Annotated in this window: 10 protein-coding genes; 7 read left to right on the forward strand and 3 right to left on the reverse strand. The window is 39.1% G+C overall.

Going from position 1 to position 13,799, the window contains the following annotated elements; genetic code table 11:
• Positions 1-497 precede the first annotated feature (497 nt).
• Both DV942_RS02865 and DV942_RS02870 read right to left on the reverse strand, forming a co-directional pair.
• Positions 498-2,876, reverse strand: a complete 2,379-nt coding sequence (locus tag DV942_RS02865; RefSeq protein WP_145855164.1) for an endonuclease MutS2 — start codon at positions 2,874-2,876, stop codon at positions 498-500.
• A 1-nt stretch (position 2,877) separates the two neighbouring features.
• Positions 2,878-3,411: a DUF4296 domain-containing protein gene (locus DV942_RS02870; protein WP_159435293.1), complete on the reverse strand. Its 534-nt coding sequence runs from the start codon at positions 3,409-3,411 to the stop codon at positions 2,878-2,880.
• Between the two features lie 93 nt (positions 3,412-3,504).
• On the opposite strand from DV942_RS02870, the gene DV942_RS02875 reads away from it, so the two are divergent.
• The 4 genes from DV942_RS02875 (at position 3,505) to DV942_RS02890 (ending at position 7,216) form a co-directional block, all read left to right on the forward strand.
• The gene (locus DV942_RS02875; RefSeq protein WP_134203759.1) at positions 3,505-4,206 is read left to right on the forward strand and encodes a YggS family pyridoxal phosphate-dependent enzyme; all 702 of its coding nucleotides are present in this window, start codon (positions 3,505-3,507) and stop codon (positions 4,204-4,206) included.
• Between the two features lies 1 nt (position 4,207).
• On the forward strand, positions 4,208-4,675 hold the full coding sequence (locus tag DV942_RS02880) for a GNAT family N-acetyltransferase (protein ID WP_090987025.1): 468 nt from the start codon (positions 4,208-4,210) through the stop codon (positions 4,673-4,675).
• A gap of 1 nt (position 4,676) precedes the next feature.
• A complete protein-coding gene (locus DV942_RS02885; protein ID WP_090987024.1) occupies positions 4,677-5,951 on the forward strand; it encodes an aspartate kinase in 1,275 nt (424 codons plus the stop codon).
• 77 nt (positions 5,952-6,028) lie between these two features.
• On the forward strand, positions 6,029-7,216 hold the full coding sequence (locus DV942_RS02890) for a class I SAM-dependent methyltransferase (RefSeq protein ID WP_145855166.1): 1,188 nt from the start codon (positions 6,029-6,031) through the stop codon (positions 7,214-7,216).
• A 230-nt stretch (positions 7,217-7,446) separates the two neighbouring features.
• On the opposite strand, the gene argS is transcribed toward DV942_RS02890, so the two are convergent.
• On the reverse strand, positions 7,447-9,219 hold the full coding sequence (gene argS / locus DV942_RS02895; protein WP_145855168.1) for an arginine--tRNA ligase: 1,773 nt from the start codon (positions 9,217-9,219) through the stop codon (positions 7,447-7,449).
• Positions 9,220-9,561: 342 nt separating this feature from the next.
• Here argS and DV942_RS02900 point away from each other — a divergent pair, with 342 nt between their 5' ends.
• From DV942_RS02900 to DV942_RS02910, 3 genes are all read left to right on the forward strand, one after another.
• Positions 9,562-11,007 (forward strand): arginine deiminase family protein, encoded by a 1,446-nt coding sequence (locus DV942_RS02900; protein WP_145855170.1) that lies wholly within the window; start codon positions 9,562-9,564, stop codon positions 11,005-11,007.
• 114 nt (positions 11,008-11,121) lie between these two features.
• On the forward strand, positions 11,122-12,033 hold the full coding sequence (gene ctlX / locus DV942_RS02905) for a citrulline utilization hydrolase CtlX (RefSeq protein WP_145855172.1): 912 nt from the start codon (positions 11,122-11,124) through the stop codon (positions 12,031-12,033).
• Between the two features lie 199 nt (positions 12,034-12,232).
• Positions 12,233-12,811, forward strand: a complete 579-nt coding sequence (locus DV942_RS02910; protein ID WP_145855175.1) for a PhnA domain-containing protein — start codon at positions 12,233-12,235, stop codon at positions 12,809-12,811.
• Positions 12,812-13,799: the final 988 nt, after the last annotated feature.

A 13,799-nucleotide genomic window follows, 5' to 3' on the forward strand; every position in this document is an offset into this window, starting at 1 on the left:
TATTGCTGTCAGATGTTTCCATCTGACAGATTTCAAAAAAAATAGTGCCGGATGGTAACATCCAGCACCACAATTATCTAACAGGCTAAATTGACAAGAGAATACTACAGTAATTTTAGAAAGAGATTGGCAAACAGGTTTTTTCCCAGTATCGGATGGTAACATCCAGCACCACAATTATCTAACAGGCCAAATTGACAAGAGAATACTACAATAATTTTAGAAAGAGACTGGCAAACAGAATTTTTACCAGTGTCGGATAGAAACATCCAACACCACCATTACCACTATTAAAACAGTTACGGCTATAAAAGTTTTAGTTTTTCTGTAAGTGCTGTCAGATGTTGCCATCTGACAGATTTCAAAAAAAAATAGTGCCGGATGGTAACATCCAGCACCACAATTATTAACAAGAGAATACTACAGTAATTTTAGAAAGAGACTGGCAAACAGTTTTTTTCCCAGTGTCGGATGGTAACATCCGACACCGCTATAAACTAATTCAAATACACATAGGTAATGCCATCACCACCCCTGTCGGCATGCTCATCTTCCATCCGGTTTACCTGGCTATACTTACGTAAATATTCCCTGATCATTTTCCTTAAAATTCCGTCGCCCTTTCCATGTATTAGTTTAATAGAAGGAAAACCAAGCATAATTGCTTTGTCTAGATACTTTTCTACTTCGAATAACGCATCTTCGGTGCGTTTTCCACGAAGATCCAGTTCTGCCCTGAAGCCAGAAACCGCATCATTCATCCGCCCGGCGAAAGAATTGGCGCTACTTTGAATTACTTTTTTAGCTTCGCGGTTGCTTACTTTTTGTACACGGTTCTTTTTAACCGTCGACCGTAAATCGCCAATAGCCAACACCAGTTCATTGCGGTTTATTTCCAGCACCTGTCCAATGGTTTCACTATCGTTAAATTTCACCAAATCACCGATTTCAATTTCACCGCCAACTACTACAGGCACAGGTTTAGGGCGTTCTTTTGGCAGTGTATTTTTAACCAGTTCTTTTTGTAAATTCTGGCGGAGTTCTTTAGTTACTTCTTTATCAGCTTGCTTTTCCTTGATCTCGGCAATCGTATTTTCAACCAGTTTATTGGCATTTTTTATGATATTCTGGGCCTCTTGTTTGGCCTCCCTAATCAATACCTTTCTATTTTCCTCTAAAAAGCTTTTTAACTTTTCATTTTCAGCAACTAGATTTTTTGCTTTATTCTGCTGGTTGGCCAAACTTACTTTGGCATCATAAACATTTTTCTTTTCACGCTCCAGATCAACAAGCATCGTATCTATCCTATTCTGGTTTGAACCGGTCTTCTCTTTCGCAAGCTCAATAACCTCCTTAGGCAAACCGATGTTCTGTGCAATTTCAAATGCATAAGAACTGCCTGGCTTACCCATTTCGAGGACATACAATGGTTTCATTTTGGCATTATCAAAAAGCATGGAGGCATTTTCCAAGCCTGCTGTATTACCTGCAAACAGCTTTAAATTAGAATAATGCGTGGTGATTACTCCCCGAACCTTTTTATTATTTAACACTTCCAAAACAGCCTCAGCCATTGGTCCGCCAAATTGCGGATCGGTACCCGTACCAAATTCATCAATCAACACCATTGTTTTCGGCGAGGCATGTTCTACGAAATAGCGCATTTTCTTTAAATGTGCGCTATAAGTACTTAAATCGCTTTCAATGGACTGATCATCGCCGATATCTGCAAAAATATTCTCAAAAATCCCTACTTCGCTATTGGCGTCAACCGGAATTAACAGACCAGTTTGCAACATAATCTGTAAAAGGCCAACCGTTTTCATACAAACCGATTTACCACCGGCATTTGGCCCCGAAACCAGCACCACACGGGTTTCAGCATCAATATGAATATTCAAAGGGGTAACCGTTTTCTTTTCAGCAGCAAATGAGATGGATAGCAAAGGGTGCCTTGCGTTAATCAGCCTGGTTTTAGGCTCTTTTAAGAGACCCGGCATTTCGGCTTCAATATCCATCGCAAATAATGCTTTTGCCCGTACAAAATCCAGTTTGGTTAAGAAACCATGGTACGAAAGCAATAATGGCGAATAAGGCCGCAGATCATCCGTTAAGGCAATTAAAATCTTAATAATTTCACGGCGTTTATCAAATTCTAAATCGCGCAGTTTATTATTTAATGTAAAAACTTCTTCAGGTTCAATATAAACCGTTTGCCCGGTTGCCGATTCATCATGCACAAAGCCTTTCAGCTTGCGCTTATTTTCTGCTAAAACCGGAATACACATCCTTCCATCACGAATGGTCAAACTACCGTCGGCAACCCAATTATTGGCTATAGCCTGCTTATAAATAGCATCCATTCGCTTGCGCACATCCTGTTCGGCCTTCGAAATGGCCGAAGTAATTTCCTGCAAATCTTTTGATGCGTTGGGTTTAATCTTTCCTTTTGCATCGATTACGGTTTCTATTTTCCGGAGAATGTTTTTTTCAATCGGGAGGTGTTCAAATAAAGCTTCAAGTGTAGGGTATACTTCTGCACGTTCTTCAAAAAAACGGAGTACAGAAAAAACAGTCTGCAATGAAGTGTATACCTGAAACCACTCCTCTTCTAAAAGGTACGTGCCTTCAACCCTGATTTTTTCAACCAGCGATTTAATATCAAAAAAGGTATTGATCTGTAGAGGCTCCTGATTTTGCAGGATGCTCTTAAACTCCTTGGTTTGACGTAAGAATTTATCAATTTGATCAAAACGGTTCATCACCTGCATCTTTTCCACCATTGCCTGGCCCATCGGACTCAAACAATGTTTGCTGATCAGTTGCCTGATTTCTACAAAACCTAAACGTTCTAAACAATTATCGGGATATAACATATTATTGTACTGCAACTGGTGTGGGCAATGTACTTACCACTCCGGCTTTTTTTATATTAATGAGTGAATCGGCCTCTTTTTTCTTTTTGGCAATTGCTGCCACCGCTTTAACCTTTGATAAAGAATCTGGTTTCATTTTTTTTCTGATCGCAAGAGAATCGGCCTTAAATTTCTTTGCTATCACCAACGAATCAGTTTTAAACTGTTTTTTTCTGATCATTAAATCGGCTAACTCTGTTCCTTTTTTTTGTTTAGCCAACATTTTCTGTACGTTTTTATACACGGTTTCCAATTCAACAGGGTTGGTATTATACCAGAGTAAACTTTTATTATACTGGGCAGAATCTGTTCCGAATTTTTTGTAAATCCCCTTGTAATAAGCAGCGGCAACTTTCTTTGCCGAGTCTACTACATAAATGCTGGAAAGATATCCGTCTACAATGTGCATATCATATAAAATCTTTTCCATTTTATCAGGTTTGATAATGTCATCAGGTATGCCTGGCTTACAGCCAAACCATAATATAGCTGTCATTAAAACCCATATTAATCTCTTCATCCTTAATTTAAGTATTATTTTTTGCCCAAATTGCGGCAAGGTTATTAATTTTACCAAAAATAGTTATAAATGAGCATAGCTGATAATCTTAAACAATATAAAAGCGAAGTTGAATCAGAGGGGATTAAACTCATTGCAGTGTCGAAGACACAACCGATAGCATCAATTTTAGAAGCATACAACGCCGGACAACGCATTTTTGGAGAAAACCACGTACAGGAAATGGTTGAAAAAGAGGCGCAGCTTCCGAAAGATATTGAATGGCATTTGATTGGTCATTTACAGAGCAATAAGGTAAAATATATCGCTCCTTTTGTTAAACTTATCCATGGTGTTGACAGCCTTAAATTGCTGCAGGAAATCAACAAACAAGCGGCCAAAAACAAACGCATCATTGATTGCTTATTACAGGTTTATATTGCTGATGAAGATACCAAATTCGGACTTGGTTTTGACGAAGTAATCGAACTGTTACGCGCTGAAGAGTTAGCCGAATTGAAAAACATCCGTATTGTAGGTTTAATGGGAATTGCCACCAATACAAAGAACGAAAAACAGATTGCAACAGAGTTTAACGAATTGAAAGTGTTTTTTGATGGCATTAAAGTAAGTTTTTTCCGTAAAGATGAAGCTTTTAAAGAAATATCAACCGGAATGAGTGCCGATTATAAAATCGCCATTGAAGAAGGAAGTACGATGGTGCGCATCGGCAGCAGTATTTTCGGAAAAAGGATAATCAAACATTTTAAAACAGATATTTCGGCAAATTAATATGGAGTTTAACATCAGATTTGCAACAGCACAAGATTGTCCGAGAATATTAGAGCTCATTAATGAACTGGCTGTTTATGAGCGGGCTCCTGAGGAAGTTACCGTTACTTTAGATCATTTCATAGATGCCGGTTTCGGTAAGAATCCGGTATGGAAAGCTTATGTAGCTGAGGTTGATCATACCATCGTCGGATTCGCATTATATTACACACGCTATTCTACCTGGAAAGGATGCAGGTTATATCTTGAAGATTTTATCGTTACGGAAGAATTCAGAGGAAAGGGATTAGGCAAGATATTATTTGAAAAAGTAATAGAAGAGGCAAAAAACGGCAACTATAGCGGCATGGTTTGGCAAGTGTTAGATTGGAACGAACCTGCAATAAATTTCTATCATAAATATAAAGCACAGTTGGAAAGTGGATGGATCAACGCATCGCTATCTAAAGAACAGATCAAGGCATTTTAATATGGATATTTTTAAGTTTGGAGGTGCCTCGGTAAAAGATGCAGCAGGTGTAAAAAACCTGGCCAATATTGTACACGATTATAAAAAAGGAAATCTGCTGATCGTTATTTCGGCCATGGGCAAAATCACCAACAGATTGGAAGATCTTACCTATGCATACCTGTCGCAAAATGACGAAGCACATGCCATTTTTGAAGAAATAAAACATTTCCATTTCAGCATTATCGATGAACTTTTTCAGGGACAACACCACCCTGTTTATGATGATGTAGCCAACACCTTTGTTGAGATAGAATGGTTGATTGAGGATGAGCCAGATCATAATGCCGATTATATCTACGATCAGATTGTATCTATCGGCGAGATCGTTTCTACTAAAATTGTAGCGGCCTGGTTAAATGAAACGGGCAATAAAACCCTTTGGGCAGATGCGCGCAACTATATCCAGACGGATAATACGTATAAAGAAGGTAAAGTTGACTGGGTTAAGACCAACCAAATCATACATAAAGACCTAAAACCATTATTAACAGACAATATCATTGTAACACAAGGGTTTATTGGCGGAACGAGTGAAAATTATACCACAACACTGGGTCGCGAAGGCTCTGATTATTCGGCAGCAATATTTGCTTCCTGTTTAGATGCCGCGGCCTTAACCATCTGGAAGGATGTTCCGGGGGTATTAAATGCAGATCCGAAGTGGTTTGATGAAACGGAATTGATTGCACAACTTTCTTATCATGATGCGATAGAACTTACTTACTATGGCGCAACAGTAATTCACCCAAAAACCATAAAACCCCTTCAAAACAAGGGTATTCCACTTTTCGTGAGGTCCTTTATCCAGCCGGAAGGTTCAGGAACAGCCATTACCAAAGAAAATAATCCATTGCCTGTTCCATCTTTTATCTTTAAGGTAAACCAGGCGCTGATTTCTATTTTCCCAAAAGACTATTCTTTTATTATTGAAGAAAACCTGAGCAATATTTTCGAGCTATTCCATACACATAAGATCAAAATTAATACGATGCTTAACTCGGCCATTAGTTTTTCAGTGAGTATTGATGATCATCCGGTACAGATCGAAAAACTGATCAAAGATCTGTCGGAAGAGTTTACCGTAAAATATAACAAAGGACTTGAACTGGTAACCATCCGTTATTACAATCAGCAAACCATTGATCGTGTAAGCATTGACAAAGATATTTTGTTGGAAGTAAAGAGTCGGCACACCTGCCAGATGGTGATGAAGAATAAAAATAGTAGCAAGTAATTAGTATTAAGAATCAGATCGGATACTCCCCTTAATACTTGCTACGCGCTACCTATTACTTGATACTGTTATAAACAATGAACAATAAACTTTTAGCTCAAGCCGTACAAGATTACATCAATGCAAATTTAAACGCTGATGTAAACCAGATTGCTTTAGCAAAAAGTCCGTTTGAAGGCATAAGCCCTGCAGAGTTAGCTACACAAATTACCGCAAAAAAGAAATCAGAAAAGAAATTACCTTCCTGGTTTAAAACCGAAAAGATTTATTATCCGCCGGTACTATCCATCGAACAAACCTCTTCTGAAGTTACTGCAGCATACAAATCAAAACTGGCTAACGGTGATACGTTGATTGATATTACCGGAGGCTTCGGAATAGACAGTTATTACTTTTCACAAAAGGTAAAAACCGTAACGCACTGCGAAATCAATCCTGAACTATCTGCAATAGCACAGCATAATGCACAGGCTTTACATGCAATGAATATAGAATTTCAGGCAGAAGACGGCATTGCTTATATCAAAGATAACGATGCATGTTTTGATACCATCTATGTTGATCCTGCGCGAAGAGCTGAAAAAGGCAAAGTTTTTATGCTCAAAGATTGCACGCCCGATGTGGTAAGCAATCTTGACCTATTACTGGAAAAATCTTCACGAATAATCATAAAAACTGCCCCGTTACTCGATATTTCTGCCGGATTATCAGCGTTGAGACACGTAAGCGAAATCCATATCGTAAGCGTAAGAAACGAGTGCAAAGAACTTTTATGGGTAATAGATAAAGGTTACAATAACGATATAAAAATCAAGGCAGTAACCTTAAATAATGAGATTGAAAAGGATTTTTCCTTTTACAGATCATCATCAAATGCTTCAGTGCATTTTACAGACCGTTTGAACATTGGCGAATACCTGTACGAGCCTGATGCTGCCTTATTAAAATCGGGCGCTTTTAATTTAATTGGCGCAACCTACGGACTCTTAAAATTACATCCTCAAACGCAGCTGTTTAGTGCTTATAGTATAAAAACAGATTTTCCCGGCCGCATTTTTAAAATTGAAGCCATACTGAACACCGCCGAACTGAAAAAAGATACCAGGTTAAAAGGTAACGTCATTGTACGCAACTATCCTGCAAAACCCGAAGATTTGGTCAGGAAATATAAAATTAAAGCCGATCAGAATCAGTTTTTGGTTTTTACCAAAATTGCAAATGGAGAAAATGTGATTTTCAAAGGATCGATTATACAATATTATTGATCGTAGCGTCTGTATCAGATAACCAGATCAGAAACAGCTGACATTAAACCTAAATTAGATAAGCGAAATGGCGGAAGTTTACAACCCCCGCCATTTTTAATAGTATTTATCAATCTGTTAACAAGAATCACCAAACAAAGTAAAACCAGTTCAATTGCCATACTGTTCTCATCAACGCCTCATCCATCCTACATTCTACATCATCCATCAAAACTCTTCCATCTACCATTTTACATTCTTTCCGGAGAAGTAATTCCTAAAATGAGCATGCCTGCATAAATAATATCAGCCGTTTTTTTACAAAGATTTAAGCGGAATTGTTTTAAGTCACCTTCCTCTGTTTTCACAATTGGTGGTACCTCGTGATAAAATTTGTTGAACAGCTTGGCCAGTTCATATAAATAGTTGGCTAAACTCGCCGGACTAAAAGCTTTAGCCGCAATTTCGATCTCTGCAGGGTATTTGGCCAATTGTAGAATCATTTCCAATTCCACATCGCTAATCCCGCCAAATGCCAAACTCCCAACACCAAACTTGTAGTCAGATTTACTTAACAATGATTTGATCCTGGCGTGGGTATACTGAATAAACGGACCGGTATTGCCTTGAAAATCGATACTCTCTGCCGGATTGAACAATAAACGTTTTTTAGGCTCTACTTTTAACAAGAAATATTTTAAAGCACCCAAGCCAATGTTTTTATAAAGTTCATCTTTATCTTCCTGAGGGAAATCGTTGGTTTTACCCAATTCTTCTGTTTTCTCCCGCGCAGTGGTAATCATGCTGTCAATCAGTTCATCGGCATCCACAACAGTTCCTTCACGGCTTTTCATCTTTCCGTTAGGCAAATCTACCATCCCGTACGACAGGTGATATAAACCTTTCGCCCAGCTTTTGCCCAGTTTCTCTAAAATGAGGAATAACACTTTAAAATGGTAATCCTGCTCGTTACCCACCACATAAATCGACTCATCCATATTGAAATCGTCGTGTTTCATTTCGGCAGTACCTAAATCCTGGGTAATGTAAACGGAAGTGCCATCTGCACGCAATACCAGTTTCTGGTCTAAGCCATCTGCGGTCAAATCAATCCAAACTGAACCATCTTCTTTTTTAAAGAAAACACCTTTGGCCAGTCCTTCGTCAACCGTACCTTTTCCTAAAAGATAGGTATTGCTTTCGTAATAGAACTTATCAAAATCTACACCCAGGTTTTTATAGGTAATATTAAAACCTGCGTATACCCATTCGTTCATCGTTTTCCAAAGCGAAACCACTTCGTCATCACCCTGCTCCCATTTTAAAAGCATTTGTTGAGCTTCTTTTATTAATGGTGCATTTTTCTTGGCCTCTTCTTCCGTTTGCCCCGCTGCTTTTAAAGCATCAATCTCTTTTTTATATTCTTTATCAAATATGACGTAGTATCGGCCAACCAAATGGTCCCCCTTTTCGCCCGTACTTTCCGGGGTTTCGCCATTACCCCATTTTTGCCAGGCCAGCATCGATTTGCAAATGTGGATACCGCGGTCGTTAACCAGGTTTACTTTTACCACATCATAGCCATAAGCTTTAAGCAATTCGGAAACAGAATAACCTAATAAATTATTACGCACGTGGCCCAAATGAAGTGGTTTGTTGGTATTTGGCGATGAATATTCTACCATTACCTTTTTTCCGTTTGAGGGAAAAATACCGAAATCAGGCGCCAAAATTTCTTCGTTAAACTGCTTCAAGAAATAACTTTCAGCAATGCTGAGGTTTAAAAAGCCTTTAACTACATTAAATTTAGTGATCTCTTCTACGTGGGCAACTAAATATTCACCAATTTCGGTTGCAGTTTGCTCAGGCGATTTTTTAGAGATTTTCGTGATCGGAAAAACTACGATTGTAGCCTGACCTTCAAATTCTTTACGGGTTTCCTGTATATTGATTACACTTTCAGCTATTTCTTCTTTATAAAGCTCCAAAATGGCTTTCTGTGTCTCGGTAATAATAAAATTCATGGCGTAAAAATATGTAAAAAAGGTGGAAGGTGAAAGGTTTAAGCTGGAAGGTTTTTAAGCTCCTATATGCCTGGAAAGGTGCTGTAGTGCCTGTAGCGCCGATAGTCCTTCTTTCCGCTATAGTCCCGGTTGAAAAAACCGGGAGCTGCCGCTACAATAAGGTTGATTGATATTGGTTCTTTGCTGTAAAAAATAGGAATGTTTTTTTTTATGGCATCAAAACTTCTGATCTCTGACACCCAACTTACTGACTATAAAAGAATGTCATATCCTAACTCAAATCTATCATCTCCATTCTCATATCTGATTTTTTCTGATAGCTTTGTAACAACTAATTTATTTATGAGCGAGCAGAATCTAAACTTTAAAGTGAATGTAAACACCGAAATCGGCAGGTTACGCAAATTGTTAATTCATAGCCCGGATAGCGGTTTGGGCAAAGTGGTACCATCTAAAGCGCAAGACTGGCTTTTCGAAGATATTGTTCATTTAGACACCATCCGTAAGGGTGAATATGACTATTACATCAAACTGTTGATGTACTTTTTAGATCCGGATAAGATAAAGGGCAAACTGGCTGAAATTGATTCAGAAGAGGCCAACCGAAATTTCTATAAGCCCAATCATCCTGAATTTCACAACTCGACAGCAGTAATCGAAATACAGAATTTATTGAGCGAGATGCTGGAGGATGAATCCATCAGAAAGAAACTGGTAGCCGCAGTTTGTGCCATTGAGGGCTGTACTTATAAAGTTCAGATCGAACTTACTCAAACCCCGGCTAAAGAACTGGCAGAGATTTTTATTTCAGGCACCCTGGCCAACGATACGATGATCTTTGCGCCAATTCCAAACCTCATTTTTACCCGTGATGTGGGCACCACGATCAATAACCATATTCTCTTAAATAAGCCAGCAAAAAAAGCACGTGTACGCGAAACGCTTTTAATGCGCTATATCTTTTTTAACCACTCATTATTTGAAGGTTACCGCAACAACATCCTCGAAATTCCGGATGTTACCATGCACTTTTTACGCCCTGGTGATGAGCCTGCTTTCAGCACCACGCTTGAGGGCGGAGATGTGATGATGGTTAGTCCTAACCACGTGTTAATCGGGTGTAGCGAAAGAACATCAGAACATGGTGCCAATGAAGCCATTAAACTCTTATTTGATCAAAATGTGGTAGAAAAGGTAACGGTAGTCAAAATACCGAATAAACGCGACTATATGCACCTGGACACTGTTTTCACCCAAGTTAAACGCAATACCTGGGTGATCCTAAACTCGATTGCGCACTCGCCGAAATATAATCCTTACGAGCCGATCAATTTCTTAAAAGAGCCCGAAAAACTCGAAGCCACAACTGCCATTCAGTTTACCAAAGCCAACCAGCAGGAACCAAAGCATTTCGAGCATGTAGAAGCCTTGCTGAACGACATTAGCCAGAATGATTTAAAGAGTACGGAACCGACTAAAATTATTTATAGCGGAAACAATACCTTCCCTTACGATTCAAGAGAGCAATGGACCGATTCGTGCAACCTGTTGGCCATTAAAGAAGGTGTTGTTTTAGGTTACGACAGGAACGATAAAACTGTTGAAGCCTTCAAAGCGGCAGGTTTTGACGTGGTTGATGTAAAAGATTTAATCCAGGACCTGGAAAGTGGCAAGGTAAATACCGAAACCATAACCGATACGTTGATTTTAATGCCATCAGCAGAACTATCGCGTGCCCGAGGAGGTTTCCATTGTATGAGTTTACCTATTTTAAGAGACGATATTTGAGGCGTAAGAAGGTGTAAGGTAAAAGGCTTAAGGTTATCTATCTAAACCCTACACCTTAAACCCTGCACCCTAACCCCTATACCTTAAACCCTAAACCTTTTACCTCTCCCATATATGCAAACCACCAACCATATTCTCATGATCCGCCCGGTTGATTTTAAATTCAACGAGCAAACGGCAGGAAATAATAAGTTCCAGGTTGCCTCTACCGAAATCGATGTACAAACAGAAGCCTTAAAAGAGTTTGATGGTTTTGTTGAACTGTTAAGGAAAAATGATGTTGATGTTACTGTAGTTGATGATACCCTGCAACCAGAAACCCCCGACTCGATTTTCCCGAACAACTGGGTATCTTTTCACGAAGATGGCTCGGTTTATCTATATCCCATGTTTTCTGAAAACCGCCGTTTAGAGCGCAGGAAGGAAATACTTGAAAGTCTGAAAACCAGATTTGAGGTAAACCATGTAAGCGACCTGAGTTTTTATGAAATGCAGTATGCCTTTTTAGAAGGAACAGGCAGCATGGTGCTGGATCGCACCAATAAAATTGCCTATGCTTGTTTAAGCGTACGTACTGATGAAGAGGTTTTAAATAACTTTTGCATGCTTATCGGTTACGAGCCTGTGGTTTTTCAGGCGGTAGATGGCGATAATTTCCCAATTTACCACACCAACGTGATGATGTGTATTGGAGATCGTTTCGCAGTAATTTGTCTTGATTCGATCAGAAATGCTGAAGAACGTATGCAGGTGAGCATCAGTTTAAAAGGTAGCGGTAAAGAAATTATCGAAATCAGTCTGGAACAGCTGAACAAATTTGCAGGTAACATGCTACAAGTTTCCAATGCGGCCGGCGAAAGTTTGCTGGTAATGTCAGAGCAGGCGTATTTATCTTTAAACGACGAACAGATTAACGCATTGGAACAGTACAGCCGCATCATTTATGCACCACTTTATACCATTGAAAAAAATGGAGGTGGCAGCGCAAGATGTATGCTGGCAGAAATACATTTGCCGGTTAAGTAAATACCGTCCGTCATTTCAACTGTAGCACAGTACTGAACTTTTGGGAAGAAATTTTTAGCCGTGGTTCGTTTCTGCACGAACCACTTTATTTTTTTGTCACGGAAGCTCAGAACATACGGAAAGCCAACCGAAGAGAATACGCCTTGCTATCAAATTATTCCAATTAGTTTTATTACTTTCGCGAAAAATTTAAATATCCATGTCTTTACTACAAGAATTGCAAACCCGTTCAGGAAATAAATGTGAGTTATGCACCGCTGAAAACAACTTATCGGTTTATGAAGTACCTCCTACCAGCAATGCGAACAGCGATAATAGCATTTTAGTTTGTAAAAACTGTTTAGACCAGATTGAAAAAAATGAACAGCTTAATACTGATCACTGGAAAATTTTAACAGAAACCATGTGGTCTGAATTTCCGCCTGTTCAGGTAGTGGCCTGGCGCATGTTAAGTCGTTTAAGAAATGAAGGTTGGGCTGCAGACAGTCTGGACATTTTATACCTGGACGATGAAACTTTGGAATGGGCTAAAAAAACCGGCGACCACGAGCAGGAAGGAACAGTAGAGTTTCATCAGGACAGTAATGGAACCCGTTTATTTGAAGGCGATACCGTAGTTTTAGTTAAAACGCTTGATGTTAAAGGTTCTACACTGAGTGCTAAACTAGGTACTGTAGTCAAGAACATCCGATTAGTACACGATAATACCGAACAAATTGAAGGTAAAGTAGAAGGCCAAACCATTGTGATTTTGACCAAATATTTAAGAAAAGGATAATTATCTAGCTGGCGCGCGTTTCAAACGCGTGCCTAATAACCTAACGATTTTATCGTTTAAACCTCATTATCATTTACATAAACCATAGTTCGTGTCTGCAAAGACCATTTTTTGCCACGGAAGCTCAGAACACACGGAAAACTTTCACTTTAAAGCACCTTGCTATAAAACCATAAATAGCTGCACGGTATTTGCCATCTTAAACCTGATCGGAACGGGCAAGAGTGCAACGAGTAAAGTGGAGAGCAGGACCAACCCAAACCTATAAAAACAGGAAACTGCTTTTCAAATTATTGTTAAATATTAATCTCTTTTAATCTAAAGAGAGTCTTAGCGAGAGGCTAAGACCAGATCGTTCGCTTGCGCGCGTTTCAAACGCGTGCCTGAATAGCTTAACGATTGTATCGTTAGAAACCTCATTATCAATTTTATACGCCGGGATTCGTATTTTCACAAACCATTTATTTTTGCCACAGAAGCTTAGAACTCACGGAAAACTTTCCCATAAAGTACCTTGCTATAAAACCATAAATAGCTGCACGGTATTTGCCACCTTAAACCTGATCGGAACGGACACGAGTGCAACGAGTAAAGTGGAGTGCAGGGCCAACCCAAACCTATAAAACACAGGAACCTGCTTTTCAAATTATTGTTAAATATTAATCTCTTTTAATCTAAAGAGAGTCTTAGCGAGAGGCTAAGACCAGATAGTTGCTTGCGCGCGTTTCAAACGCGTGCATAACAGCAAAACCATTGCATCATTTTACCATATTCTAAATCGTGGTACTTGTTGTTTTTGCCACGGAAGTCGAAATACACGGAAAATTATTCGCATAAAAGCAACCTCACTATGAACCCCTAAATAGTATTACAGTCTTTGTTACCTAAACCTGATCGGAACGGGCACGAGTGCAACGAGTAAAGTGGAGAGCAGGGCCAACCCAAACCTATAAGAACAGGAACCTGCTTTCCTAAAAACAAGAAGCAA

The organism is Pedobacter suwonensis (genome assembly GCF_007833675.1).
Lineage (GTDB): Bacteria > Bacteroidota > Bacteroidia > Sphingobacteriales > Sphingobacteriaceae > Pedobacter > Pedobacter suwonensis.

What these genes read in the sequence shown, in the direction of transcription:
- DV942_RS02865 (WP_145855164.1), bottom strand. Translation starts at nt 2,876, where the DNA reads ATGTTATATCCCGATAATTGTTTAGAACGTTTAGGTTTTGTAGAAATC.
- DV942_RS02870 (WP_159435293.1), bottom strand. Translation starts at nt 3,411, where the DNA reads ATGACAGCTATATTATGGTTTGGCTGTAAGCCAGGCATACCTGATGAC.
- DV942_RS02875 (WP_134203759.1), top strand. Translation starts at nt 3,505, where the DNA reads ATGAGCATAGCTGATAATCTTAAACAATATAAAAGCGAAGTTGAATCA.
- DV942_RS02880 (WP_090987025.1), top strand. Translation starts at nt 4,208, where the DNA reads ATGGAGTTTAACATCAGATTTGCAACAGCACAAGATTGTCCGAGAATA.
- DV942_RS02885 (WP_090987024.1), top strand. Translation starts at nt 4,677, where the DNA reads ATGGATATTTTTAAGTTTGGAGGTGCCTCGGTAAAAGATGCAGCAGGT.
- DV942_RS02890 (WP_145855166.1), top strand. Translation starts at nt 6,029, where the DNA reads ATGAACAATAAACTTTTAGCTCAAGCCGTACAAGATTACATCAATGCA.
- argS (WP_145855168.1), bottom strand. Translation starts at nt 9,219, where the DNA reads ATGAATTTTATTATTACCGAGACACAGAAAGCCATTTTGGAGCTTTAT.
- DV942_RS02900 (WP_145855170.1), top strand. Translation starts at nt 9,562, where the DNA reads ATGAGCGAGCAGAATCTAAACTTTAAAGTGAATGTAAACACCGAAATC.
- ctlX (WP_145855172.1), top strand. Translation starts at nt 11,122, where the DNA reads ATGCAAACCACCAACCATATTCTCATGATCCGCCCGGTTGATTTTAAA.
- DV942_RS02910 (WP_145855175.1), top strand. Translation starts at nt 12,233, where the DNA reads ATGTCTTTACTACAAGAATTGCAAACCCGTTCAGGAAATAAATGTGAG.